Annotated in this window: 27 protein-coding genes; 12 read left to right on the top strand and 15 right to left on the bottom strand. The window is 61.8% G+C overall.

Annotated elements, in window-relative coordinates:
* Positions 1 to 21 precede the first annotated feature (21 nt).
* A complete protein-coding gene (gene infC / locus M5C71_RS23055) occupies positions 22 to 573 on the bottom strand; it encodes a translation initiation factor IF-3 (RefSeq protein ID WP_177103717.1) in 552 nt (183 codons plus the stop codon).
* Complete coding sequence (thrS, locus tag M5C71_RS23060) at positions 573 to 2,495, bottom strand: threonine--tRNA ligase (RefSeq protein WP_103496465.1); 1,923 nt, start codon at positions 2,493 to 2,495, stop codon at positions 573 to 575. Before thrS ends, infC begins: the two co-directional genes overlap by 1 nt.
* Before the next feature lie 375 nt (positions 2,496 to 2,870).
* Here thrS and M5C71_RS23065 point away from each other — a divergent pair, with 375 nt between their 5' ends.
* On the top strand, positions 2,871 to 3,170 hold the full coding sequence (locus tag M5C71_RS23065; RefSeq protein WP_152739923.1) for a hypothetical protein: 300 nt from the start codon (positions 2,871 to 2,873) through the stop codon (positions 3,168 to 3,170).
* Between the two features lie 293 nt (positions 3,171 to 3,463).
* The gene (locus M5C71_RS23070) at positions 3,464 to 3,676 is read left to right on the top strand and encodes a cold-shock protein (RefSeq protein ID WP_003179963.1); all 213 of its coding nucleotides are present in this window, start codon (positions 3,464 to 3,466) and stop codon (positions 3,674 to 3,676) included.
* Positions 3,677 to 3,747: 71 nt separating this feature from the next.
* Here the strand turns inward: M5C71_RS23070 and M5C71_RS23075 are convergent, their stop codons facing one another.
* From M5C71_RS23075 to M5C71_RS23115, 9 genes are all read right to left on the bottom strand, one after another.
* Positions 3,748 to 4,074, bottom strand: a complete 327-nt coding sequence (locus M5C71_RS23075; RefSeq protein WP_103496463.1) for an I78 family peptidase inhibitor — start codon at positions 4,072 to 4,074, stop codon at positions 3,748 to 3,750.
* Between the two features lie 171 nt (positions 4,075 to 4,245).
* The gene (locus M5C71_RS23080) at positions 4,246 to 4,551 is read right to left on the bottom strand and encodes a hypothetical protein (protein WP_103496462.1); all 306 of its coding nucleotides are present in this window, start codon (positions 4,549 to 4,551) and stop codon (positions 4,246 to 4,248) included.
* A gap of 4 nt (positions 4,552 to 4,555) precedes the next feature.
* Positions 4,556 to 5,584 carry a nucleoside hydrolase gene (locus M5C71_RS23085; protein ID WP_103496461.1) on the bottom strand — a complete coding sequence of 343 codons (1,029 nt, stop codon included), beginning with the start codon at positions 5,582 to 5,584 and terminating at the stop codon, positions 4,556 to 4,558.
* Positions 5,585 to 5,612: 28 nt separating this feature from the next.
* Positions 5,613 to 6,017, bottom strand: a complete 405-nt coding sequence (rbsD, locus tag M5C71_RS23090; RefSeq protein ID WP_103496460.1) for a D-ribose pyranase — start codon at positions 6,015 to 6,017, stop codon at positions 5,613 to 5,615.
* On the bottom strand, positions 6,014 to 6,934 hold the full coding sequence (gene rbsK, locus M5C71_RS23095) for a ribokinase (RefSeq protein WP_248768799.1): 921 nt from the start codon (positions 6,932 to 6,934) through the stop codon (positions 6,014 to 6,016). The genes rbsD and rbsK overlap by 4 nt, the downstream gene beginning before the upstream one ends.
* A 23-nt stretch (positions 6,935 to 6,957) precedes the next feature.
* Positions 6,958 to 7,977 carry a LacI family DNA-binding transcriptional regulator gene (locus M5C71_RS23100; RefSeq protein ID WP_248768800.1) on the bottom strand — a complete coding sequence of 340 codons (1,020 nt, stop codon included), beginning with the start codon at positions 7,975 to 7,977 and terminating at the stop codon, positions 6,958 to 6,960.
* A gap of 3 nt (positions 7,978 to 7,980) precedes the next feature.
* Positions 7,981 to 8,958, bottom strand: coding sequence for an ABC transporter permease (locus M5C71_RS23105; RefSeq protein WP_177103639.1), 978 nt, complete (start codon positions 8,956 to 8,958; stop codon positions 7,981 to 7,983).
* On the bottom strand, positions 8,955 to 10,508 hold the full coding sequence (locus M5C71_RS23110; RefSeq protein WP_248768801.1) for a sugar ABC transporter ATP-binding protein: 1,554 nt from the start codon (positions 10,506 to 10,508) through the stop codon (positions 8,955 to 8,957). The genes M5C71_RS23105 and M5C71_RS23110 overlap by 4 nt, the downstream gene beginning before the upstream one ends.
* Positions 10,509 to 10,563: 55 nt before the next feature.
* On the bottom strand, positions 10,564 to 11,523 hold the full coding sequence (locus M5C71_RS23115) for a sugar ABC transporter substrate-binding protein (RefSeq protein ID WP_103496455.1): 960 nt from the start codon (positions 11,521 to 11,523) through the stop codon (positions 10,564 to 10,566).
* A gap of 358 nt (positions 11,524 to 11,881) precedes the next feature.
* Here M5C71_RS23115 and M5C71_RS23120 point away from each other — a divergent pair, with 358 nt between their 5' ends.
* Both M5C71_RS23120 and M5C71_RS23125 read left to right on the top strand, forming a co-directional pair.
* Positions 11,882 to 12,160: a DUF1654 domain-containing protein gene (locus M5C71_RS23120; RefSeq protein ID WP_100940163.1), complete on the top strand. Its 279-nt coding sequence runs from the start codon at positions 11,882 to 11,884 to the stop codon at positions 12,158 to 12,160.
* A gap of 4 nt (positions 12,161 to 12,164) precedes the next feature.
* Positions 12,165 to 12,854, top strand: coding sequence for an endonuclease I family protein (locus M5C71_RS23125; protein WP_103496454.1), 690 nt, complete (start codon positions 12,165 to 12,167; stop codon positions 12,852 to 12,854).
* Between the two features lie 3 nt (positions 12,855 to 12,857).
* Here M5C71_RS23125 and M5C71_RS23130 read toward each other — a convergent pair whose 3' ends face one another.
* Entirely contained in the window at positions 12,858 to 13,241 is a 384-nt protein-coding gene (locus tag M5C71_RS23130) for a hypothetical protein (protein ID WP_247263383.1), read from the bottom strand.
* Between the two features lie 250 nt (positions 13,242 to 13,491).
* Between M5C71_RS23130 and csrA the strand changes: the two genes are divergently transcribed.
* The gene (gene csrA / locus M5C71_RS23135) at positions 13,492 to 13,683 is read left to right on the top strand and encodes a carbon storage regulator CsrA (RefSeq protein ID WP_100940160.1); all 192 of its coding nucleotides are present in this window, start codon (positions 13,492 to 13,494) and stop codon (positions 13,681 to 13,683) included.
* Between the two features lie 90 nt (positions 13,684 to 13,773).
* On the opposite strand, the gene bkdR is transcribed toward csrA, so the two are convergent.
* Entirely contained in the window at positions 13,774 to 14,262 is a 489-nt protein-coding gene (gene bkdR / locus M5C71_RS23140) for a Bkd operon transcriptional regulator BkdR (protein ID WP_103496452.1), read from the bottom strand.
* A gap of 195 nt (positions 14,263 to 14,457) precedes the next feature.
* Here bkdR and M5C71_RS23145 point away from each other — a divergent pair, with 195 nt between their 5' ends.
* The 4 genes from M5C71_RS23145 to lpdA are packed head-to-tail and all read left to right on the top strand — an operon-like array spanning position 14,458 to position 19,424.
* The gene (locus M5C71_RS23145; RefSeq protein ID WP_103496451.1) at positions 14,458 to 15,693 is read left to right on the top strand and encodes a 3-methyl-2-oxobutanoate dehydrogenase (2-methylpropanoyl-transferring) subunit alpha; all 1,236 of its coding nucleotides are present in this window, start codon (positions 14,458 to 14,460) and stop codon (positions 15,691 to 15,693) included.
* A gap of 3 nt (positions 15,694 to 15,696) precedes the next feature.
* Positions 15,697 to 16,752: an alpha-ketoacid dehydrogenase subunit beta gene (locus M5C71_RS23150; protein WP_100940157.1), complete on the top strand. Its 1,056-nt coding sequence runs from the start codon at positions 15,697 to 15,699 to the stop codon at positions 16,750 to 16,752.
* Positions 16,753 to 18,033 (top strand): dihydrolipoamide acetyltransferase family protein, encoded by a 1,281-nt coding sequence (locus M5C71_RS23155; RefSeq protein WP_248768802.1) that lies wholly within the window; start codon positions 16,753 to 16,755, stop codon positions 18,031 to 18,033.
* A gap of 2 nt (positions 18,034 to 18,035) precedes the next feature.
* On the top strand, positions 18,036 to 19,424 hold the full coding sequence (gene lpdA / locus M5C71_RS23160) for a dihydrolipoyl dehydrogenase (RefSeq protein WP_248768803.1): 1,389 nt from the start codon (positions 18,036 to 18,038) through the stop codon (positions 19,422 to 19,424).
* A gap of 219 nt (positions 19,425 to 19,643) precedes the next feature.
* Here the strand turns inward: lpdA and M5C71_RS23165 are convergent, their stop codons facing one another.
* Both M5C71_RS23165 and M5C71_RS23170 read right to left on the bottom strand, forming a co-directional pair.
* A complete protein-coding gene (locus tag M5C71_RS23165) occupies positions 19,644 to 20,429 on the bottom strand; it encodes a class II aldolase/adducin family protein (protein WP_248768804.1) in 786 nt (261 codons plus the stop codon).
* A 72-nt stretch (positions 20,430 to 20,501) separates the two neighbouring features.
* The gene (locus tag M5C71_RS23170; RefSeq protein ID WP_248768805.1) at positions 20,502 to 21,545 is read right to left on the bottom strand and encodes an ABC transporter substrate-binding protein; all 1,044 of its coding nucleotides are present in this window, start codon (positions 21,543 to 21,545) and stop codon (positions 20,502 to 20,504) included.
* A 208-nt stretch (positions 21,546 to 21,753) separates the two neighbouring features.
* Here M5C71_RS23170 and M5C71_RS23175 point away from each other — a divergent pair, with 208 nt between their 5' ends.
* The 3 genes from M5C71_RS23175 (at position 21,754) to M5C71_RS23185 (ending at position 25,495) form a co-directional block, all read left to right on the top strand.
* Entirely contained in the window at positions 21,754 to 23,715 is a 1,962-nt protein-coding gene (locus M5C71_RS23175) for an FAD-dependent oxidoreductase (RefSeq protein ID WP_248768806.1), read from the top strand.
* A gap of 65 nt (positions 23,716 to 23,780) precedes the next feature.
* Positions 23,781 to 24,377 carry a cupin domain-containing protein gene (locus M5C71_RS23180; protein ID WP_177103647.1) on the top strand — a complete coding sequence of 199 codons (597 nt, stop codon included), beginning with the start codon at positions 23,781 to 23,783 and terminating at the stop codon, positions 24,375 to 24,377.
* A 17-nt stretch (positions 24,378 to 24,394) separates the two neighbouring features.
* Positions 24,395 to 25,495, top strand: a complete 1,101-nt coding sequence (locus M5C71_RS23185; RefSeq protein ID WP_248768807.1) for a DNA alkylation repair protein — start codon at positions 24,395 to 24,397, stop codon at positions 25,493 to 25,495.
* Positions 25,496 to 25,554: the final 59 nt, after the last annotated feature.

The following is a 25,554-nucleotide window of genomic DNA, read 5'->3' on the forward strand; positions in this document are numbered from 1 at the left end:
AGGCCTGCCGTGCCCTGGTGGTTACTTCTTCTTTTTCGGGGCGATGACCATAATAAGCTGGCGTCCTTCCATCTTAGGATGCTGTTCGACCGAACCGTACTCGAGCAGGTCACCTTCAACCCGCTTGAGGAGTTCCATCCCCAGCTCCTGGTGGGCCATCTCACGACCGCGGAATCTCAAGGAAACCTTGGCCCTGTCCCCATCACTCAGGAAACGTACCAGGTTGCGCAGTTTTACCTGGTAATCCCCTTCCTCCGTCCCTGGACGAAACTTGATTTCTTTAACCTGCACTTGCTTCTGGTTTTTCTTCGCAGCAGCAATTTGCTTTTTCTTTTCGAAAATCGACTTGCCGTAGTCCATCACCCGGCAGACGGGTGGCACTGCATCGGCGGAAATCTCCACCAGATCCAGTTTGGCTTCTTCGGCAATCCGAAGCGCTTCATCAATCGAGACGATGCCAATCTGCTCGCCATCAGCGCCAATTAACCGAACCTCGCGTGCCGAGATATTCTCGTTGATCGGGGCCTTCGGTGCAGCTCGTTTATCTTGTCTCATTTCACGCTTAATAGTAATTACTCCGAATCTGGGCGACCACGCCGGGAAACCGCTTGCGCGAGGAACTCGGCGAACTGGGCGACGGGCATCGAGCCCAGGTCAGCACCTTCACGAGTACGCACAGCGACAGTCTGCATCTCGACTTCCCGATCTCCGATAACCAAAAGATAGGGAACCTTGAGCAAAGTATGCTCGCGGATTTTAAAGCCGATCTTTTCATTTCTCAAGTCGGACTTGGCACGAAATCCGCTTTCGGCCAGAGTTTTTTCGACTTCGAGGGCAAAATCAGCCTGCTTGTCCGTGATATTCATGATCACGGCCTGGGTTGGCGCCAGCCAAGCAGGGAACGCACCCTCGTAGTGTTCGATCAGAATCCCGACGAAACGCTCGAAGGAGCCGAGGATCGCCCGGTGCAGCATGACCGGGTGCTTACGGCTGTTGTCTTCGGACACGTATTCGGCGCCCAAACGGATCGGCAGGTTGAAATCGAGCTGCAGGGTACCACACTGCCACACACGACCGAGACAGTCCTTGAGCGAAAATTCGATTTTCGGACCGTAGAAGGCGCCTTCGCCCGGCTGCAGGTCGTACGGCAGGCCGGCGCTGTCGAGCGCGGCAGCCAGTGCGCTTTCGGCGCGATCCCACAATTCGTCGGAACCCACGCGCTTTTCAGGGCGGGTGGAGAGCTTCATTTCGATGTCTTTGAAGCCGAAGTCGGCGTAGACATCCATGGTCAGCTTGATAAACGCCGCGGATTCAGCCTGCATCTGCTCTTCGGTGCAGAAGATGTGGGCGTCGTCCTGGGTGAAAGCCCGCACGCGCATGATGCCGTGCAGCGCACCCGATGGCTCGTTGCGGTGGCAGGCACCGAACTCGGCCAGGCGCATCGGCAGCTCGCGGTAGCTCTTCAGGCCCTGGTTGAACACCTGCACGTGGCACGGGCAGTTCATCGGCTTGATGGCGTAGTCGCGGCTTTCCGACTGGGTGGTGAACATGTTTTCGGCGTAGTTGGCCCAGTGCCCGGATTTCTCCCACAGGGAGCGATCGACCACTTGCGGGGTCTTGATCTCCAGGTAGCCGTTGTCACGCTGCACCTTGCGCATGTACTGCTCGAGCACCTGGTACAGGGTCCAGCCGTTCGGGTGCCAGAACACCATGCCCGGCGCTTCTTCCTGGGTATGGAACAGGCCCAGGCGCTTGCCGATCTTGCGATGGTCGCGTTTTTCCGCTTCTTCGATGCGCAGGACGTAAGCAGCCAGTTGCTTCTTGTCGGCCCAGGCCGTGCCGTAGACGCGCTGCAGCTGCTCGTTCTTGGCATCACCGCGCCAGTAGGCGCCGGACAACTTGGTCAGCTTGAAGGATTTCAGGAAGCGGGTGTTCGGCACGTGCGGACCACGGCACATGTCGACGTATTCTTCGTGATAGTACAGACCCATGGCCTGTTCATTCGGCATGTCTTCGACCAGGCGCAGCTTGTAGTCTTCGCCGCGCTGGGTGAACACGTCGATGACTTCGGCGCGCGGCGTGACCTTCTTGATCACGTCGTAGTCTTTTTCGATCAGCAACTGCATGCGCTGCTCGATCGCGGCCAGGTCGTCCGGGGTGAACGGACGCTCGTAGGCGATATCGTAGTAAAAACCTTCATCGATGACCGGACCGATGACCATTTTCGCCGTCGGGTACAGCTGCTTGACCGCATGGCCAACCAGGTGCGCGCAAGAGTGGCGAATGATCTCCAGCCCCTCTTCGTCCTTGGGCGTGATGATTTGCAGGGTTGCGTCGCTGTCGATCAGGTCGCAGGCGTCGACCAGCTTGCCGTTGACCTTGCCGGCCACGGTGGCCTTGGCCAGGCCGGCGCCAATGGAAGCGGCGACCTCGGCTACGGAAACCGGATGATCGAACGAACGTTGACTGCCGTCGGGAAGAGTAATAGTGGGCATGGCGCCTCCTCTCCTAGTGGTGACCCCTACCAAAGGTCACGTGGGTTGGGATGAGCAGCCAGTACGCGATTCGTCCAGCCGTTTAATGAAAAACGCCTGCCGCACAGTGGCAGGAGCCGTAAGGCCAACCGGAAGCGAACCAGAGTGACTGGAGTTCAAAAAAAGGGTTGATGGCTCGGTATCGAGCGCGAGACACGACTGCAATACCAAAAATAACCAAGTCTGGGATGCTAGCACAGATGAACGGTCATCGCCTCGTTCACAAACTGCTAAAGTCGCGGGGTTTTGTGTCAGGGCTGAACTTGCTCCACGCTCTCACCCTCAAATACCTAGAATGCAGCACCGTATCCACCCGTCTCCAAGGAGTACCCGAACATGCGTCTGATCCACCTTTTCGCCTTTGCCGCCCCGCTCGCCCTGCTGTTGCCACTGAGCGCGCAGGCCGCCTGGCCGGCCGGCGCCAAAGCCAGCTACATGAAAGACTGTGTTGGCGCGGCCAGCCAGAGCGTCAACCCGACCGTGGCCAAGCAGCACTGCACCTGCGGCGCCGATGTCATCGAGAAAAAATTCACCTCCGAGGAAATCACTCAGTTGATGAACGCCAAGACCATGCCGCCGGAGGAGCTGCGCAACCGCGCCCTGAAAGAAATCGCCGTCTGCAAGGTGCAGAAGTAACCCGCAGCCACGGGGCTTTTGGGCCTCAAACCGGGTGAAAAACAGCGGAAAAAGTGATTTTCATCAATATTTACGCAGCTTTTATGGGTTTTTTTAGGGGCTGTCGTTTTCAGTGAAAGCCTTTAAAACCGGGGCCTCCAGCCAATAAAACGGCCAAACAAAGGGCAACGGATGGGCAATCCGTTGCTGGGGGGGGCTCCCAAGTCGAACATTTCGACTATGATAGCCCAGTGTGCCCAGTTGGCCTGAGCAGCACAGTACTACTGAAAATATATGTTTCTTGGAGATACACCATGTCTAATCGCCAAACCGGCACCGTAAAATGGTTCAACGATGAAAAAGGCTTCGGCTTCATCACTCCTCAAGGTGGCGGTGACGACCTGTTCGTACACTTCAAAGCTATCGAAAGCGACGGTTTCAAAAGCCTGAAAGAAGGCCAGACCGTTTCCTTCGTGGCTGAGAAAGGCCAAAAGGGTATGCAAGCTGCACAGGTTCGTCCGGAGTAAGTTTCCGCGAACTGAAAAAACCCCGTCCATGCGACGGGGTTTTTTATGGGCACTAGAAAAGCCCGGCAGCCTTAACCGCAGTTGGCGCGAATGATTTTGCCGCTGCTGTCGGTGTTGAGATTCAGACGGTCCGAACGGTACTCCAGGGTCACCATGTCGTTAGGGCCGAGGACCCGTGCGCTCTGCGCGCCGCTACGGGTACGAGCCTGTTGCAGCAGCGCGGCCGTGGCCGTCTGGCCGATGGTGAAATCGGCGCCTTTGGCTTCACAACGATCGTAAGTGATCTGGGCGCCCGAGTCCTTGGCAGACTCTTTAGCCGCGGATGACTCGGAGGTGGAGCAACCCGCCAGTACCGACAGGGCGAACAGCGTCCCCAGGGATGCAAGCTTCCAAGGCATGAAGCCTCCTTCAAATAAAATAAGTAGAGTGCGTGCGACCGCGATTTGCACCATTGGTTGCACGCAAGGTGTCAGATCATCCGATTCCGACAGCCGCCGCTGACAAGTCTGCCTGAGCTGTCGGACGACTTCTGTGGGGAATCGTGACTGAATATGAACGAGCGCTGCCGCTCAGTAGATATCGATGTAATCGAAGGGCGGGTTGGGCCAGTTCTGCTTCAAGGCATTGTACACCTGCATGACCCAGACCTCGTCGGCGGCCGCGACCTTGCCGACGTAGCCGGAGCCCGCCGCCCAGGTTTCCAGGCGGAACAGCAGGTCGTCGATCTGCGCACCGCCGACAACCCCCGAGGAGATATAGGCCATACCCGAGCGCGTTACGCGCAGCTGGGTATGCACCTCGTCACTGGCCGCCGCGAGCATCTGGCGCACGGCGTCCTGGGTCAGGTTGTCAGGGTTGTTCAGATCGATTTGCATGTAGTCACTTAAGGCGTGCCAGACGCTCTGTCAGCAAGTTGAAGAAGCCTTGGGCATCGCCATTCTCGACCCAGAACACGTTCTTGGGCTGTTTCAGGCCGTCGTACCAGTCGACGATGGTCTGGCCGAAGGTGGGGCCTTCACGGCTATCGATCACCAGGTTGACCTGACGTCCGCTGAACAGCTCGGGCTTGAGCAGATAGGCGATAACGGTGGCGTCGTGTACCGGGCCGCCAGGAATACCGTAGTGTTCCATGTCGCCCTTGACGTATTCGTTGAGGATATCACTGACCACCTTGCTGGCGTTGTTGTTCAGTGCCGCGATCTGCTTCAGGCGCTCGTCGCTGGTGAGGATCTTGTGGGTCACGTCCAGCGGCAGGTAGGTCAGCTTGACGCCACTCTTGAGCACCACTTCGGCGGCCTGGGGATCGGCGAACATATTGAATTCGGCGACCGGGGTGATATTGCCACCGTTGAAGTGCGCACCGCCCATGACCACCACTTCCTTGATGCCCTGGGTGATCTCAGGGTCCTGGATCAAGGCCAGGGCCAGGTTGGTTTCTGGCCCGAGCATGGCCAGGGTGATGCTGTGTGGCTTGGCCGCGCGCAGGGTCTCGATCAGGTAGTTGACCGCGTTGCCCTTGGCCAGGGGCGCCTTGGGCTCATGCACGGCAACTCCGGAGATGCCCTCCTTGCCGTGGATATTCTCGGCATAGATCGGCGTGCGCATCAGCGGCTTGGGCGCACCGGCGTAGACCGGCACGTCTTCGCGCCCCGCCCACTCGCGGGCCAGGCGGGCATTACGCGAGGTCTTGTCCAGGCGCACATTACCGGCCACGGTGGTCAGCGCACGGATATGCAGCTCTTCCGGCGAGGCCAGGGCGAACAGCAGTGCCACCACATCATCGGCCCCCGGGTCGGTGTCGATGATCAGGTCGATCTTTTCCGCCGCCTGGGCGCCTGTAGCCGTGAGAAAGGACAAAATCAGCAGACTCCGAAACCAGCGTTGCAAGATCTGAGCATAGCGTTGCATAGCGCACTCCTTGTGCGAGAAAGAACAGTTAGAACGTAACGCCGGCCACCAGCACGACATTGCAGTAAGGCTGGCATTCACCGGTGCGGATCACAGCCCTGGCCTTGCGGTTGAGCACTTTGAATTCTTCATGGCTGAGCAACCGGCGCTGCCCCATGGCGCCCTCGGCGTTCAGCGCGTCGAGGTGTTCCAGCGCCGGTGGGCGCTTGAGCAGGATTTCCTCGGCCAGCACATGGCTCTCCACCTGCATTTCGCTGAGTATCGTGCGCAGGGTGCTGACGAAATCGGGGATGCCGTGGGTCAGGGCCAGGTCGATCAGTTCCACACCCGGCGGGACCGGCAGGCCGGCGTCACCGATCACCACCATGTCGCCGTGGCCAAGGGAAGCGATCAGGCGCGACAGGGCAATATTGAGCAAAGGTGTTTTTTTCATGGCGATTTGAAACCTTGTACGTCGGACAAGTGGGGAATGGACGGCTGGGCGCCGGCACGGGTGACCGAGAGCGCCGCCGCGACCTGGCCGAAGCGAATGGCCTCGGCCTCGCTTTGCCCTTGGGCCAGTGCCGCCGCAAAGCCGCCGACAAAGGTGTCGCCGGCCGCCGTGGTATCGAGGGCCTTGACCTTCGGCGCCGGGAAATGCGCAAAGCCCTGGCCGTCGGCGAACAGCGAACCCTGGGCACCGAGGGTGACGATCACCTTCCCTGCCCCGGCGGCCATCAGTTGGGTCGCGGCCGCCTGGGCACTCGCCAGGGAATCCACCGGCAGGCCGCTCAGGGCCGAAGCCTCGCTTTCATTGGGAATCAGGTAGTCGATGGACGCGTACCAGTCGGCCGGCAGCGGCGCGCTGGCCGGCGCCGGATTGAGGATCACGATCTTGCCCAGTTCGCGCCCACGCTTGAGCGTGTAGCCGACGGTTTCCATCGGCACTTCCAGTTGGCAGATGATCACATCCGCCTCCTGCAACACCGCGTCAAAGCCCTTGAGCACCTCGTGGGAGAGACAACCGTTGCCCCCGGCGACAATCACAATAGCGTTCTGGCTGTTGTCATCGACCACGATCAGCGCGACGCCACTGGACACACCCGGCGCCACCGTAACGGCCTGGCAATCGATGCCCTCCGCCAACAACGCATCGCGCAGTTGCGGACCATAGGCATCGTCGCCCACACAGCCGATCATCGACACCGTGGCCCCCAGGCGCGCGGCCGCCACGGCCTGGTTCGCGCCCTTGCCGCCGGACACCGTGGCGAACGACTGGCCCACCAGGGTCTCCCCTGCCCGCGGCAAGCGCTCGGCACGGGTGACCAGGTCCATATTGAGGCTGCCCACCACCACTACTTTTGCTTGCATACATCAGTACCCATCAATTCGATTCAGCGGTATTGCGCAAACACGCCCGGCACCGCGGCCGTCGATTCGCGCAGGACAATACTTGGCTTGACAATCCGCCGGTCAACCGCCAGCAGCGGCGTGGCGATCCGGTTCAAGAGCATTTCGGCCGCCGTTTCCCCCAGTTGGAGAATCGACTGGCCGACCGTGGTCAGTGCCGGGTAGACATAACGGCTCATCTGGATATCGTCGAAACCGATCACCGACAGCTCGCTGGGCACGCGGATATTGCGTTCCGCCGCCGCGCGCAGCACGCCGATGCCGAGCATGTCGTTGCCGGCGAAGATCGCGCTGGGCCGGTCCTGCTCCAGCAGCACGGCCGCCGCCCGATAACCGCCGGTGCTGGTGAAATCGCTTTCCACCACCCAACGCTCGGGCACTGGCACGGACGCCTGTTCGAGGGCGCGCCGATAACCGGCCAGACGCATCTGCGCCACGCTGGTATCGGCCGGGCCACCGATAAAGGCAATCGCCCGATGACCCAGTTCCAGCAGGTGCCGGGTGGCGAGGTAGGCGCCCTCTTCGTGGTCGATGCGCACCAGATCGGCTTCGACCCCGGCAATGCCCCGGTCGACAATGACCATGGGCGTACGCACCGCCGCCAAGCCGCCGGCAAAGCTGTCATCGCCGCCGGTGGAGGTGACGATCAAACCGTCGACCCGCTTCTCCAGCAGCACCCGCAGGTAGCTGCGCTGCTTGTCCGGGTCGTCATCGGAGTTGCAGAGGATCACGCAGTAGTTGTTGCGCTCGCAGTAATCCTCGATGCCCCGCGCCAGCTCGGCGAAGTACGGGTTGAGACTGTTGGGCACCAGCAGGCCGATGGTCGCGGTGGTCTTGGCTTTCAACGAGCGCGCCACGGCGCTGGGCACATAGTCGAGCTGGGCAATCGCCGCTTCGACCTTGAGCCGCACCTGCTCGCTGACCGGCCGCGTCTTGTTCAGCACATGGGACACCGTGGTGTAGGAGATCCCGGCCAACGCGGCCACATCCTTGATGGTAGCCATGCCTCAGGTCCGCCGACGGGCGCGTTGGCTGCGGTAGGTATCGAGTACCACCGCGATCACGATCACCGCACCGGTGATGATGCGTTTGGTCGGCTCGGTGGCACCGATCTGCGCCAGCCCCGCCGCCAGCACCGAGATGATCAGCACGCCGAAGAAGGTGCTGATCACCGAACCACGGCCGCCCATCAGGCTGGTGCCGCCGATCACCACGGCGGCGATCACTTGCAGCTCCAGGCCGGAACCGGCATTCGGGTCCGCCGCTTCCAGGCGCGAGATCTGGAACAGCGCGGCGACACCGGCGAGCAGGCCCATCAGGCTGAACACCAGGATCTTGTAGGGCTTGGGATTGATCCCCGCCAGGCGCACGGCTTCCTCGTTGGTGCCGATGCCGATCAGGTAGCGGCCGAACACGGTCCGCGTCAGCACCAGTTGGGCAACGACAATCACCAGCAAGGCAATGATGAACGACGGCGAAATACCAAAGGCCACCGGATTCGACAGCCAGGCGAACGAGTCGCCGATATAGGCGGTGCGCGAGCCGGTCATCTGGTAAGCCAAACCACGGGCCATTTCCAGCACGCCGAGGGACACGATAAACGACGGAATGCGCCAGGCCACGGTGATCGAACCGGTCACGGTGCCGGCCAGCGCCGCGCACCCCATGCCCAGCACGGAAGCTGGCAACACGCCCCAGCCCCAACCGAGGATCGCCACGCTGACCGCCGAAGCCGCCAGGGCCAGGACCGAGCCCACCGACAGGTCGATGCCGCCGATGATCAGCACGAAGGTCATGCCCACCGCCAGCACCATCAGGTCGGGAATCTGGTTGGCCAGGGTACTGAAGGTGTCATAGGAGAGGAAATGACTGCTCAGGCTGGAAAACAGGATGATCATGGCGAGCAATGCGCCCGCCAGGCCCAGGTAGGTGCCCAGGCCATAGAAGTGACGCGAGGTCTTGCCGGCAGAAGGTGCATTTTTCATAGGGTATTCCTGGGCGCCGCTTCATTGAGCAACGCATCACGTTTTTGGTAGCCGGCGAACGCGGCGGCAAGCAACTCATCCTGGGTCCAGCGGTCACGCTCGAAGGTCTCGATCAGGCGTCCGGCCGAGAGCACGCCGATGCGGTCGCAAATCAGCATCAGCTCGCGCAGGTCGCTGGACACCACCACCAGGGCCTTGCCCTGGCGGGTCAGTTCGCCCAACAAGGCGTAGATATCGAACTTGGCACCGACGTCGATCCCGCGGGTCGGTTCATCGAACAGCAGCACCGCGCAGTCGCGCTCCAGCCAACGGCCGATCACCACCTTCTGCTGGTTGCCGCCGGACAGCTCGGACACCAGTTGGTCCGGGCTGGAACTGCGAATGCGCATGGCATCGATCTGACGCCGTGCCAGGGCCGTCTCGTCACGGCCGTTGACCACGCCACCGCTGGAAATCGCCGGCATATTGCCCAGGGCGATATTGGCGCTGATGGATTGCGTCAGCAGCAGCCCCTCGCCCTTGCGGTCTTCAGTGATCAAAGCGATGCCATGACGCACCGCGTCGACCGGCGAACGAATGTCCGCGACCTGCGCCGAGGCGCCCAGGCCCACCGTGCCGCTGTCGGCGATATCCGCGCCGTAGATCAGCCGCAGCAGCTCGGTACGACCGGCACCGATCAGGCCGGAAATCCCGAAGATCTCACCGGCGCGCACTTCGAAGGAAACGTCGATCACCTTGTCCGCACGGCTCAGGCCCTTGACGGTCAGGGCCGGCGCGCCAATCTTGCGCACGCCCATGTCCATATGTTCGCCCAGCTCGCGACCGACCATCAGGTTGACCAGTTGCTCGCTGTTGTAGTTGGCCATCGGCTCGACACAGACCAGGTTGCCGTCGCGCAAGACCGCAATGCGCTGGGCGACCCGGGCCAGTTCTTCGAGCCGGTGGGAGATATAGATGATCGCCACGCCACGGGCTTGCAGGCGGGTGATCTGGTCGAACAGCATCTCGACTTCGCGGGCCGTGAGCATCGCGGTCGGCTCGTCGAGAATCAGCACATGGCAATCGCCGATCAGGTTGCGGGCAATTTCCACCATCTGCTGGTGACCGATGCCCAACTCGCCCACCAGGGTGTCCGGGTCGATGGCATCCAGGCCGACCTGGGCCATGGCTTCAATGGCGGCGCTGCGCAACTGCTTGCGACTGATCCAGCCACCGTGGCTGGGCAGGTTGTCGAGAAACAGGTTTTCCGCCACGGACAACGTCGGCAGAAGATTGAGTTCCTGCATGACCATACGGATACCCAGCTCTTCAGCCTGGGTTCGGCTGCCTGGCGTATAGGCGCGACCGTTGAACAGCATCTGCCCGGTGGTCGGCGTGACCAGCCCGCCGATGATCTTCGACAGCGTGCTTTTGCCGGCACCGTTTTCACCGGTCAGCGCCAACACTTCGCCGCGCAGCAACGTCAGGTCGATATTGCTGAGGACAGGTTGCGCATAGGTCTTGCCGATACCGCTGACCGACAGGACAGCGTTCGGAGCGGAAGATGACATAGGGAGTCTCCATGCGCCCGCTCAGGACGAGCGGGCACGTTGAACGGCGAGAGGTTTACTTCTTCAGTACCAGCTCGACCGGGGTTTCGATCACGCCGTCCTTGCTGTCGACTTTTTCGCCCTTGATGATTTTCAGTGCGGTTTCGATGCCGAACACCGCCTGGCGGGCAGCGAACTGGTCGGCGGTGGCGAGCACACGACCGTCCTGGAGCATCGGTTTGATGGCGTTGATATTGTCATAACCCACCACTTGCACCTTGCCGGCCTTGCCCGCCGAACGGACGGCGGAGACCGCGCCCAGGGCCATGCTGTCGTTGCCGGCCAGCAGCGCCTTGAGGTTCGGGTATTCGTTGAGCATCGCCGAGGCCACTGCGTTGCCCTTATCGATTTCCCAATCGCCGGACTGCACGGAGACGATCTTCATATCCCCGGCTTTCATCGCATCGGTGAAACCGGCAGTGCGCATCTGGGCGTTGGTGGTGGTGGACACCCCTTCGATGATGCCGACTTCGTCACCGGCTTTCAGTTGCTTGGCCAGGTACTCGCCGACCAGGCGCGCGCCCTTGCGGTTGTCAGGCCCTACGAACGGCACTTCGATGCCCTTGCTTTTCAGCACGCCGGCGTCGAGCTGGTTGTCGATATTGATGACGACGATCCCGGCATCCTTGGCTTTCTTGATCACCGAGACCATGGCCTTGGAGTCGGCCGGAGCGATCACGATGGCGTTGACCTTGGAGACGATCATCTGGTTGACGATATCGATCTGCGCGGTGGTGTCGGTTTCGTTCTTGATGCCGTTGGAGATCAGGTCGAAATCGGCGGTGTGGGCTTTCTGGTAATCCTTGGCGCCGTCTTCCATGGTGCGGAAGAACTCGTTGGCGAGGGATTTCATCACCAGGCCGACCTTGGGTTTGGCGGCGGCGTCGGCAGCGAAGGCCTGGGACAGCGGCAGGGTAGCGGAGGCGGCAGCCAGTACGGCGACAGCAAGAAGGCGTCCAGCGAATGGCAACTTCATGGGTTTACTCCGGATCTTATGATTGTTGTGAGCAACGCCAGGAGCGTGACGGGAAATGCGTGTGCACAGCCCTGGAAACGGTTCGCGCAAACGTTTGCGTAATCCAACTATGGGAATATTGCGAGGATTTGTCAACGGTCTGTCACAGCATAGTCACCCGTCTTACAAACAACGCATCCTCGACGGGGTCGGGCGAGGATTTCCCTGGCGGCGGCCCCCAGCCCTCGCCGTCATACTGCGCATCCCACTGTAAAACCTAATAATTTCTTGATTGGCGTGCACCAAATCGCAAAAAGCGTTGTCAGAAGCACCTCATCATTCCCTGACAGTTGCGAAATGGCTTACAGTTAAATACTGTATGCACGTACAGCTAATTAAGGATTGTTCCGTGGCCAACTCAACTTCCGCCTCCGCAACCCCCAGCACCTACGAACGCATGGGCCTGCGCGTCCAGAAAATCATCAACTCGCCGAACGCGCAAAAAGCCAAGGCCGCCCTGCTCTTTCGGCTGCCGGACGAACCGGTGGACGAGTGGGAGCAACTGCTCGAGGAAATTGCCGAGAACGACAACGTCACGCTGGCCTACCGCGACGACGGTGGCGTGCAGATTTTCTGGGTTGTGCCGAAGGAAGACTGAACCAATGATTGTCCGCTTTATCGCTTTGCTGTGTTTTTTCTGTGTTTTACCGGCCCAGGCCGAGGCGCCCCGCACCTTTGCCGAAGCCAAGAAAGTCGCCTGGAAGCTCTACGCGCGGCAGTCCACCGAGTTTTATTGTGGCTGCAAGTACAATGGCAACCGGGTCGATCTCGCGGCCTGCGGGTATGTGCCGCGCAAGAATGCCAAGCGGGCTGAACGCATCGAGTGGGAGCATATTGTCCCGGCCTGGCAGATCGGCCATCAGCGCCAGTGCTGGCAACAGGGCGGACGCAAGAACTGCAGCCAGAACGACGCGACCTACAAGAAGGCCGAGGCCGACCTGCACAACCTGGTGCCGAGCATCGGCGAGGTCAACGGCGACCGCAGCAACTTCAGCTTCGGCTGGTTGCCGGTGCAGAAGGGCCAGTACGGTTCCTGCCTGACCCAGGTCGACTTCAAGGCCAAGAAGGTCATGCCACGCCCGTCGATTCGCGGGATGATCGCGCGGACCTATTTCTACATGAGCAAGCAGTACGGCCTGCGCCTGTCGAGGCAGGACCGTCAGCTGTACGAAGCCTGGAACAAGACCTATCCGGTCCAGGCCTGGGAACGCCAGCGCAACCAGAGCGTGGCCTGCGTCATGGGCCATGGCAACGGCTTTGTCGGGCCGGTGAACCTCAAGGCCTGTGGCTAAGGCTCAGTAGCCCGGCGCCGGCGCAGCGGTATTGGGTGCTGAGCTGTCGGCGGGCGCCTTGTGCTCCACCACCTCGGAATCCATGTTCTGCTTGTCGGCCAGTTGCGCCTTTTTCTGCTCGGCAATTTCCTTGCTCGCGAACGGCCCGGCAATGACCTTGCCGTCATCAAGGATCTTGAACGGATAACCATGCTCGATCAGCCAGGCCGTCCAGTCAGTGAGGGCCTTGGTCTTGTCATCCTTGATCAACAGATCCCAACCGCCGACCACCGGCGGCGCCGCCACGACCACCGGCGAAGCCACTTTCGTCGGCTCGACCTTGTTTCCCGAGCCATCACCACAACCGCCCAGCACCACGAGTGCCATCATCACTGCTATTCTGCGCACAAAGCGTCTCCCGTAATGATCAGTTAATGTGATTTTATCACCTTGCAGCCTGTCTTAACCTCGTTCCACTGGCTGTGGCGGTCTTATCAGGCTGAATTACCGACGATTTTCCGACTCTGGGGAATTAAATAGAATGAAATGACGTCTGTAATGAGCCACCCGTTCGAATGCACTTAGCGGTATTCTGTGTGTAAGACCTAAGCCAGGAATGCCTGAGAAAGGCACCTTAGTAACATTCAAGGAGAAAGACATGCTGATACTCACCCGCAAAGTCGGTGAAAGCATCAACATCGGTGACAACATCACGATCACGATTCTGGGCGTTAGCGGCCAGCAAGTCCGGGTGGGCATCAACGCTCCCAAAGACGTTGCCGTGCACCGTGAAGAGATTTACCAGCGCATCCAGGCCGGCCTGTCTGCCGGAGACAAAGAACCAAAGTAACAAGCCCGCTCCCTCGTCAGCCCTGCCATTGGCCGCGGCTGACGAAAGCTCCCCCCTCTCCTCGCTACTGGCTCAACCTCCCCCGTTTTCTCAACTGCCCAGGATCAGACCGCCCGCCGGCAACGGCAGCGCCGTCTTGTAGCGCACCTGCTTGAGGGCAAAACTGGAGCGGATGTTCGCCACCCCCGGCACCTTGGTCAGAAAATCCATCATAAAGCGCTCCAGCGCCTGGATCGTCGGCACCAGCACGCGGATCAGATAGTCCGGGTCCCCGGCCATCAGGTAGCACTCCATCACTTCCGGCCGATCGGCAATCGCCGCCTCGAAATGCTGCAACGCCTCTTCCACCTGTTTTTCCAGGCTGACATGGATAAACACGTTGACGTGCAGGCCGAGCAATTCCGGATCGAGCAAGGTCACCTGCTCGCGAATCAGCCCCAGTTCCTCCATGGCCTTGACCCGGTTGAAGCAAGGCGTGGGCGACAGGTTGACCGAACGGGCGAGGTCAGCGTTGGTGATGCGGGCATTCTCCTGAAGGCTGTTGAGAATCCCGATATCGGTGCGATCCAGTTTGCGCATGAGATAAAAACACCTGCTTTTTATGGTTATGCAGATTTTTTATCTGCAAATCGTCTTGAGCGCAACGAAACAGAGAGAAATATTCTCCCACGACCGGCCTATGATTGTTGTAGGACAAGATTTCCCTTACCCAGGGGATGACTGCCAGCTCGCGCGCCCACTACAAGAAATTCACAAGATAGAGCGTAGAAAGCCATGAACCCAGCGTACGCACCGCTGCGCCTGCACGTTCCTGAACCCTCAGGCCGTCCGGGTTGCAAGACCGACTTCAGTTACCTGCGCCTGACCGATGCCGGCCAGGTCCGCAAACCCCCTATCGACGTCGAACCTGCCGACACCGCCGATTTGGCCAAAGGCCTGATCCGCGTGCTCGACGACCAGGGCCAGGCCCTTGGCCCCTGGGCCGAAGGCGTGCCGGTGGCGATCCTGCGCCAGGGCATGCGCGCCATGCTCAAGACCCGGATCTTCGACACGCGCATGGTGGTTGCCCAGCGCCAGAAAAAAATGTCGTTCTACATGCAGAGCCTCGGCGAGGAAGCCATCGGCAGCGCCCAGGCCTTGGCTTTGAACCTCGACGACATGTGCTTCCCCACCTACCGCCAGCAGAGCATCCTGATGGCCCGGGACGTACCGCTGGTGGACATGATCTGCCAGCTGCTGTCCAACGAGCGCGATCCGCTCAAGGGCCGGCAACTGCCGATCATGTACTCGGTGCGTGACCATGGTTTCTTCACCATTTCCGGCAACCTGGCCACCCAGTTCGTCCAGGCCGTCGGCTGGGGCATGGCGTCGGCGATCAAGGGCGATACCAAGATTGCTTCCGCCTGGATCGGCGACGGCGCCACCGCCGAGTCGGACTTCCACACCGCCCTGACCTTCGCCCACGTCTACCGCGCCCCGGTAATCCTCAACGTGGTCAACAACCAGTGGGCGATCTCCACCTTCCAGGCCATCGCCGGCGGTGAGGCCACCACCTTCGCCGGGCGTGGCGTGGGCTGCGGCATCGCTTCGCTGCGGGTCGACGGCAACGACTTCATCGCCGTCTACGCCGCTTCCGTCTGGGCCGCCGAACGGGCCCGGCGCAACCTCGGGCCGACCTTGATCGAGTGGGTCACCTACCGCGCCGGCCCACACTCCACCTCCGACGATCCGTCCAAGTACCGTCCCGCCGACGACTGGAGCCACTTCCCCCTGGGCGACCCGATCCTGCGCCTCAAGCAGCATCTGATCGCCATCGGCCAATGGTCCGAGGAAGAACACGCCGCCGTCAGCGCCGAACTGGAAGCCGAGATCATTGCCGCGCAGAAGGAGGCCGAACGCTTCGGCACCCTGGCCGGCGGGCAGATGCCCAGCGCCGCGACCATCTTCGAGGACGTCTACAAGGACATGCCCGAGCACTTGCGCCGGCAGCGTCAGGAATTGGGGTTATAAGCCATGAACGATCACAGCAAACTGCAAACGGAGAACGCCGTGGCCACCAGCACCATGACCATGATCCAGGCCCTGCGCTCGGCCATGGATGTGATGCTCGAGCGCGACGACAACGTGGTGGTGTTCGGCCAGGACGTAGGCTACTTCGGCGGTGTGTTCCGCTGCACCGAAGGCCTGCAGGGCAAGTACGGCACCTCGCGGGTGTTTGACGCCCCGATCTCGGAAAGCGGCATTGTCGGCGTCGCCGTCGGCATGGGCGCCTATGGCCTGCGCCCGGTGGCGGAAATCCAGTTCGCCGACTATTTCTATCCGGCCTCCGACCAGATCGTCTCGGAAGCGGCGCGGATACGCTATCGCTCCGCCGGCGAGTTCACCGTGCCGATGACCTTGCGCATGCCCTGCGGCGGCGGCATCTATGGCGGCCAGACCCACAGCCAGAGCCCGGAAGCGATGTTCACCCAGGTCTGCGGCCTGCGCACGGTGATGCCGTCCAACCCCTATGACGCCAAGGGCCTGCTGATCGCCGCCATCGAGAACGATGACCCGGTGATCTTTCTTGAGCCCAAGCGCCTGTACAACGGTCCGTTCGACGGCCACCACGAGCGTCCGGTAACGCCGTGGTCCAAACACCCGGCCAGCGCCGTGCCCGAGGGTTACTACACCGTGCCGCTGGACTGCGCGGCGATTGTCCGTCCGGGCAGTGAAGTGACCATCCTCACCTACGGCACCACCGTTTATGTGGCCCAGGCCGCCGCCGAGGAAACCGGGGTCGACGCCGAAGTCATCGACCTGCGCAGCCTCTGGCCGCTGGACCTGGAAACCATCGTCAATTCCGTGAAGAAAACCCGTCGTTGTGTCGTCGTCCACGAAGCCACCCGCACCTGCGGCTTCGGTGCCGAGCTGATCGCCCTGGTCCAGGAGCATTGCTTCCATTACCTGGAAGCGCCGATCGAGCGCGTCACCGGCTGGGACACGCCTTACCCCCACGCACAGGAATGGGCTTATTTCCCTGGTCCGGTGCGGGTCGGTGCGGCCTTGAAACGGGTCATGGAGGTCTGAATGGGTACTCATATCATCAAGATGCCGGACATTGGCGAAGGCATCGCAGAAGTCGAACTGTCCCAGTGGCACGTGCAGGTCGGGGACCTGGTGGTCGAAGACCAGGTGCTGGCGGACGTCATGACCGACAAGGCCATGGTCGATATTCCCTCGCCGGTCCACGGCAAGGTGATTGCCCTGGGCGGCGTGCCCGGTGAAGTCATGGCGGTCGGCAGCGTGCTGATCAGCATTGAAGTGGAAGGCGCCGGCAATCTGCGCGAAGGCACTGAAACGCCGGCACCGAAAGCGGCGCCTGCCGCCGTCGTGGAAAAGCCGGTTGCCGAAGCTGAAGCACCGAGCAAGCCCCTCGCCAAACCAGCGTCGACCATTGCCGCAGCGCCTCGCCCTGCCCCGGTGGCCCGTGCCGCCGATGAACGTCCGCTGGCCTCCCCCGCCGTGCGCAAGCGCGCCTGGGATGCCGGTATCGAGCTGCGTTTCGTCCAGGGCAGCGGCCCGGCCGGGCGCATCCTGCACGACGACCTCGACGCTTACCTGGCCCAGAGCGAGCAACCGGCCCCGGCCGTCGCCAGCTATGCCAAGCGCACCGACGAACAGCAGATCCCGGTGATCGGCCTGCGCCGCAAGATCGCCCAGCGCATGCAGGACGCCAAGCGTCGCGCCGCTCACTTCAGCTATGTCGAGGAAGTGGATGTCACCGCCCTCGAAGAGCTGCGGGTGCACCTGAATCACAAGCACGGAGACAGCCGCGGCAAGCTGACCCTGCTGCCCTTCCTGGTGCGGGCGATGGTCGTGGCCCTGCGGGACTTTCCGCAGATCAATGTGCGTTATGACGACGAAGCCCAGGTCATCACCCGCCATGGCGCGGTGCATGTCGGGGTCGCGGCGCAGACTGACGGTGGCCTGATGGTGCCGGTGGTGCGCCACGCCGAGAGCCTCAACCTGTGGGGCACCTCGGACGAGATCAACCGCCTGGCCCAGGCCGCCCGTAGCGGCAAGGCCAGTCGTGATGAAATGTCCGGTTCCACGATCACCCTGACCAGCCTCGGGGCGTTGGGCGGGATTGTCAGCACGCCGGTGCTGAACCTGCCGGAAGTGGCCATTGTCGGGGTCAACCGCATTGTCGAGCGGCCCGTGGTCATCAAGGGCCAGATCGTCATCCGCAAGATGATGAACCTGTCCAGTTCCTTCGATCATCGGGTGGTCGACGGCATGGACGCGGCCCAATTCATCCAGGCCATTCGCGGCTTGCTCGAACAACCCGCCAGCCTGTTTGTGGAGTGATCATGCAACAGACCCAAAACACCACCCTGTTGATCATCGGCGGCGGCCCTGGCGGTTATGTCGCGGCGATTCGTGCCGGCCAACTGGGCATTCCCACCGTGCTGGTGGAAGGCCACGCGCTGGGCGGCACCTGCCTGAACGTCGGCTGCATTCCGTCCAAGGCGCTGATCCATGTGGCCGAGCAGTTTCATACCACCCAAAGCTACAGCGGTAGTACCTCGCCGCTGGGGATCAAGGTGTTGGCACCGACCCTGGATATCGGCAAGAGCGTCGAGTGGAAGGATGGGATTGTCGACCGCCTGACCAGCGGCGTCGCGGCATTGCTGAAGAAGAATGGCGTCAAGGTGATCCATGGCTGGGCCAAGGTGATCGACGGCAAGCATGTCGAAGTCGATGGCCTGCGTATCCAGTGTGAGCACCTGCTGCTGGCCAGTGGTTCGCAGACGGTGAACCTGCCGATGCTGCCGATTGGTGGGGCGATTATTTCGTCCACCGAAGCCTTGGCTCCGACTTCGATTCCCAAGCGCCTGACCGTGGTCGGCGCCGGCTATATCGGCCTGGAACTGGGGATTGCCTACCGCAAGCTGGGGGCCGAGGTGACGGTCGTGGAAGCTCGCGACCGCATCCTGCCGACCTATGACCGTGAACTGACCCAGCCGGTGGCCGAGTCGATCAAGGCCCTGGGTATTACCGTGCATCTGGGGCATAGCGTCGAAGGTTTCGATGCGACGTCAAACACCCTGTCGGTGCGCGATCCCCAAGGGGAAACCCTGCAACTGGTGACCGACCAGGTGCTGGTAGCCGTGGGACGCAAACCGCGTACCCAGGGCTGGAATCTTGAAGCCCTGGCACTGGAGATGAACGGCGCGGCGATCAAGATCGACAACCGTTGCCAGACCAGCATGCGCAATGTCTGGGCCATCGGCGACCTGACCGGCGAACCGATGCTCGCGCACCGGGCCATGGCCCAGGGCGAGATGGTTGCCGAGCTGGTAGCCGGCCAGCATCGCGAGTTCAATCCGACGGCGATTGCGGCGGTGTGCTTTACCGATCCGGAGTTGGTGGTGGTCGGTAAAACGCCGGATGAAGCCAAGGCCGCCGGGCTGGATTGTCTGGTGTCGAGCTTCCCGTTTGCGGCTAACGGACGGGCCATGACCCTGGAATCGAAAAGCGGTTTTGTACGGGTGGTGGCGCGGCGTGACAATCATCTGATTGTCGGCTGGCAGGCGGTGGGTGCCGGGGTTTCGGAACTGGCGGCGGCGTTCGGGCAATCCCTGGAAATGGGCGCTTGCCTGGAAGATATCGCCGGGACCATCCATGCCCATCCGACCTTGGGTGAAGCGGTGCAGGAAGCGGCGCTGCGGGCGTTGGGGCATGCGTTGCATCTTTAAGGGCACAACAGACTTGTGAGCTCCTGCCAACGATGAGGCCCTTAAGCCCCGCGTCGTCAGGACTGACGCCTTCGCGGGCAAGCCCTGCTCCTACAGTATTGTGTCGTTCGCCAATTTTGTGTACGACATAGGACTGTAGGAGCAGGGCTTGTCGGATCGCCGCACCGCCGCGAAAGGGACCTTGAGGACACCATCGCCAGCAAGCCGAAGCTCACAGGGTCAGTCCCGATAATCCGGCGCTACCCGATCCAGCAACCGCAACATCGCCGCCCACGCCAACCCCATGGCATCCGGGTCGCTCAACTGCCCCTCCTCCAGCGGCCGGCCCGGGTCATTGAACTGTCGCTCGGTATGGGCGCACACCGCGTCCGACGGCAACACCAACTCCCCACACGCCTGGGCCGCAATCTGGATCTCGCAGGCCTTCTCCAGGTAATACATGCGGAAAAACGCCTGGGCCACACTCTCGCCCACCGTCAGCAAACCATGGTTGCGCAGCAGCATCACCGACTTGTCACCCAGGTCCTGCACCAGCCGCGCCTGCTCGTCCAGATCCAGCGCCACGCCTTCATAGTCGTGGTAAGCCGTGCGCCCGAAGAACTCCATGGAAATCTGGTTCACCGGCAATAACCCGCACTTGAGCGCCGCAACCGCGCAACCCGCGCGGGTATGAGTGTGCAACACGCACTGCGCATCTTCCCGGGCACCATGAATCGCACTGTGAATCACAAACCCGGCCGGGTTCACCGGATACGGCGAGTCCTCCACCGCCCGCCCATCCAGACCAATCTTCACCAGGCTCGACGCAGTGATTTCCTCGAACATCAGCCCATAGGGGTTGATCAGGAAATGATGGTCAGGCCCCGGCAAGCGCAGGGAGATATGGGTGAAGATCAGGTCGGTCATGCGAAAGTGTGCGATCAACCGGTAACAGGCCGCCAGTTGCTCGCGCAATTGACTCTCGATGGCCGCCGGCGCGGCGGCGGTGTGCAGAAGGTCGTTCAAGCGGATCACTCCCTCAGGCAGAATGGATCGAATCAGGCAGCCGGCACGCTCAAAGGCGCCCGGCTGCCTACTTTACTTGCTTGCCCAGGCATTGAAACGTTCTTCAAGCTCCTCGCCGTGATCGTTCCAGAATGCCACGTTCATCGACAACGCGCCCTTGAGGTTCTGCGGTGCCGTCGGCACCCACTTCGCCAGGCTCGGATCCAGCCGCGCGGCGGCCTCGGTATTGGTCGGGCCGTAGGGAATCTGCCGCACATAGTTGACCTGGGCATCGGCCTGGTTGGCAAAAGCAATAAAACGCTTGGCCTGGTCGACGTGTTTCGAGCCCTTGATGATCGCCCAGTAATCCATGCCATACAGGCTCTGCGGCCAGACCAGCGCCAGATGGCTGCCCTGCTGCGCGGCGGCGGCCACGCGACCGCTGTAGGTCGAAGTCATGACCACATCGCCGGCCATCAGCCACTGCGCCGGCTGGGCGCCCGCCTCCCACCACTGGATATAAGGCTTGAGCTGGTCGAGCTTGGCAAAGGCCCGGTCGACCCCTTTGGGCGTGCTCAACACCGTATACACGTCCTCGGCCTTCACCCCATCCGCCATCAGCGCGAATTCCAGGTTGTACACCGCGCGCTTACGCAACCCGCGCTTGCCGGGAAAGGTCTTCACATCCCAGAAGTCGGCCCAGGACACCGGCGGCCGTGCCACCTTGTCGGTGTCGTAGGCGATGGCGACGCTCCACACCAACGCCGCCGAGCCGCACTCCTGGGCGGCGTCGGGGATCAGTTGGTCGGCATGGCCGATCTGCTTCCAATCGAGGCGTTCATACATGCCCTCGTCACACCCGCGCATCAAATCCGGTCCTTCGATCTGCACCACATCCCAGTCCACGCTGCCGGTGTCGACCATGACCTTGATCTTGGCCATTTCACCGTTGTATTCGCTCTGGATCAGCTTGCTGCCGTCCTTGGTGCTGAAAGGCTGGAAGAACGCCGTGTCCTGGGCTTTCTGCCCGGCGCCACCATAGCCGACCACCACCATGTCCTGGCCGGCCTGGGCACTGCCCATGGCCAGCGTCAGGAGCAAGGGATAAAAACCGTACTTACGGGTGTTCGATTTCATCGATGAGTCCTCGTGCGGTATCGCCCGGGTCCGAAGCACCTGGCGATCCATTTTTTTGTTGTATGAGGTACGCCCGGTCAGCAGGCGTGATTTGAAGCTAACCCAAGGCAAAGTAAAAAAACAAGTTGATTTTTTACTACAGGTAAATTTTCATGGAACAATAATAACAACCGCCCGCGTTCGATCCCGGGCCGCCTGGAGCCTTGCCATGTCGACGTCGCCGCACGCCTTTAATCATTTGTTCGAACCCTTGCAGCTGCGTGGCAAGCGCCTGAAGAACCGCATCATGTCCAGCGGACACGACACCTCCATGCCCACCGACAACCTGGTCAACGAACAGTTGATCGCCTATCACCGGGCCCGCGCCGAGGGCGGTGTCGGCCTGATCGTGTTGCAGGTGGCGGGGGTTCACGACAGTGCGCGTTATACCTCCCATGTGCTGATGGCCACCGACGATGCCTGCATCGACGGCTATCGGCGGCTGGCCGAGACCTGTCATGCCCACGGCACCCTGGTGCTGTCGCAGATCTTCCATCCGGGCCGGGAAATCATGGAGTCCAGCGACGGCCTGCTGGCGGTCGCCTACTCGGCGTCCTGCGTGCCCAACGAGCGCTTCCGGGTCATGCCGCGGGCACTGGACCAGGCGATGATCGACGAGATCGTCGCGGGCTATGGAGCGGCGGCGCGGCGCTTGCACCAGGCCGGGATCGACGGCGTGGAAGTGGTCGCCAGTCACGGTTACCTGCCGGCGCAGTTCATCAACCCACGGGTCAATCGACGCGCCGACGGCTACAACGGTGAGCTGGAACAGCGCCTGCGTTTCCTTCGGGAAGTGATCGCCGCCGTGCGCGCGGCCACTGACGAGCAGTTCATCATCGGCCTGCGGATTTCCGCCGACGAGCGCGATGCCGAAGGCCTGACCGAGGACGAGTCCCTGGCCGCCGTGGTGCAACTGCAAGGCGAACTGGACTATGTGCATATCGTCGCCGGGACCTCGGCATCCCTCGGTGGCGCGATCCATATCGTCCCGCCGATGGCCATCGAAGCCGCCTATCTGGCGAAGGAAGCCGGCACCTTCAAGGCCAGTCTGTCGATTCCGCTGTTCGTCACCGGGCGGATCAACCAGCCCCAGGAAGCCGAGTTGATCCTGTCCCGTGGCCAGGCCGATGTCTGCGGCATGACCCGGGCGCTGATCTGCGACCCACAGATGCCGAACAAGACCGATAGCGGCCATAGCGAAGATATTCGCGCCTGTATTGCCTGCAACCAGGCCTGTATCGGACATTTCCACAAGGGCCTGCCGATCAGCTGTATCCAGCACCCGGAAACCGGGCGCGAATTGCAGTACGGGCAGTTGATTGCTACGGCCAAGCGCAAGCGCGTGATGATTGCCGGTGGCGGCCCAGCCGGGATGAAAGCCGCGGCCGTGGCGGCGCAGCGTGGACATGAGGTGACGCTGTACGAGGCCGGTTCGCAGCTGGGCGGCCAGGTGTTGCTGGCGCAATTGCTGCCACGGCGCAGCGAGTTCGGCGGCGCCAGCACCAACCTGCAACGGGAAATGGAACTGGCTGGGGTGCGGGTGGTGCGCAATACCCGGGTCGACCGGGCGCTGGTGGAACGCGAGCAGCCGGATCTGGTGATTGTCGCCACCGGTGCCGAACCTTACTGGCCGGCCTTTGAGCGCGGAGGTGAATTGCAGGTGGTGGATGCCTGGCAGGTGCTACGTGACGAAGTGAAGATCGGCCGTTCGGTGGTGGTGGTCGACTGGCGTTGCGACTGGATCGGGCCGGGGATTGCCGAGCGTCTGGTGCGGGCCGGGCATCAGGTGCGACTGGCGGTCAACGGCACCCATTGCGGCGAGAGCCTGCCGCTGTATGTACGCGATCAACTGGCCGGCGAGCTGCATCGCCTGGGCATTCCCATCACGCCGTATGCCCGGCTCTATGGCTGCGACGACAGCACTGTGTACCTGCAACATACCGCCAGCGGCGAGCCGATGTTGTTCGAAGAGGTCGACACCCTGGTGCTGTGCCAGGGGCATCAACCGGTCGATACCCTGGGTGATGAATTGCAGGGCTTGGTGGAGTTCCGCCGGATCGGCGACTGCCTGGCGCCGCGCACGGTGGAGGAAGCGATCTATGAAGGGCTGAAGGTCGCCTGGGAGATCTGACAGTCACATCCTCAGCACTCGCCAAGTGCCTTATACTGCGGCCCTTTCAAGGATTGGAGCAGGCCATGAGCAACGCCCCAACGCCCGCCGGTGACAGCGCCGCCGCGGGCCCGCAGTTTCTCGGCACGCGCATTCGCGGCCTGCGCAAACGGCGTGGCATGACCCTGACCGAACTGGCGACCCAGGCCGAACTCACCGCCGGTTATATCAGCCAGCTGGAGCGCAACCTCGCCTACCCGTCGATCCCGGCCCTGTTCAATATCGCCCGCAGCCTGGGCGTGACCATCCAGTGGTTCTTCGCCAGCGAAGCCATCACCGCCCCCGAAGACAACGGCTACGTGGTGCGCAAGAACAGCCGCCTGAGCGTGCACTATGAAGACGGCATCGTCGACCAACTGCTGACCCCACAACCCAACCGCCAGCTGGAAATGCTCCATTCGCGCTTCCCCCCGGGCACCTACAGCCAGCAAAGCTACAGCCACGAGGGCGAAGAAGCCGGCTACCTGCTGTCCGGGATTTTCGAGCTGTGGGTCGGTGAGCGTCATTTCCAGCTGGTCGAGGGTGACAGCTTCAGCTTCTCCAGCCAGGAACCGCACCGCTACGGCAACCCCGGCGAGGTCGACGCCGTGGTCATCTGGGTCATCACCCCGCCGACGTTCTAACCCGACAAGGTCCCGCCATGAGCACCGAACAAGCCGCCCCGGCGCTGAAGGAAATCTTCAACAGTGAACGCCTGCTGCATATCGCCCACGAAATGCGCGCGGTGTACCCCGACTTCGACAGCGCCGGCTTTATCAGCCGCACTCATGAGGGCCTGGACGAGCTGTCGATCATGCAGCGTCTGGCGCGGGTCAGCGAAAGCCTGCACGCGGTGCTGCCCCTGAGCTACAAGCAATCCCTCAAGCTGCTGCGCCAGCTCGCCCCGCGCCTGAACAGCGGCTTTGTCAGCATGTGCCTGCCGCACTATGTGGCGAGCTACGGGGCCAAGGATTTCGAACTGTCGATGGACGCGCTAAAGTACTTCACCGCCTTCGGCTCCTCGGAGTTCGCCATACGGCATTTTCTGCTCAACGATTTCGAACGCACCCTGGCGGTGATGAAAACCTGGTCCCGGGACCCCAACGAACATGTTCGCCGTCTTGCCAGCGAAGGCTCGCGACCGCGCCTGCCATGGTCCTTCCGGCTGGCCCGGATCCAGGCCGACCCAAGCCTCGCCGCCGACATACTCGACACGCTCAAAGCCGACGACAGCCTCTACGTGCGCAAATCGGTGGCCAACCACCTCAACGACATCACCAAGGAGCATCCCGACTGGGTGCTCGAATTGATCGAAGGCTGGTCGCTGGACGACCCGCGCACCGCCTGGATTGCCCGTCATGCCCTGCGCAGCCTGATCAAACAGGGCAACCCGCGCGCCCTTACGCTGATGGGCGCAGGTGCCAAGGCCCAGGTCGAGGTGCTGGACTTGAAGGTCGAACCGGCGGTGATCCGCCTCGGCGACAGCGTCACCCTCTCCTTCACCCTGGCCTCTAGCGCAACCGCCAGCCAGAAGCTGGTGATCGACTACGCTATCGACTACGTGAAGGCCTCGGGCGCCACCTCAAGCAAGGTTTTCAAGCTCAAGACCCTGCACCTGGCCGCCGGTGCCAGTGAAACCCTGAGCCGCCGCCAGCACATCCGCGAACTGACTACCCGCAAGCACTACAGTGGCCACCACGCCGTGCACTTGCTGGTCAATGGCGAGCGCCTGGGCAGCAGCGGTTTCGATATTCTCGAATAAGCCCCACCGAAGCTGGGCGCCCCGCGCCAAGCCCAGTAGAATCGCGACCTCATTTTTTC

The organism is Pseudomonas sp. MWU12-2345 (assembly GCF_023242385.1).
GTDB classification, from domain to species: Bacteria; Pseudomonadota; Gammaproteobacteria; order Pseudomonadales; family Pseudomonadaceae; genus Aquipseudomonas; species Aquipseudomonas gingeri_D.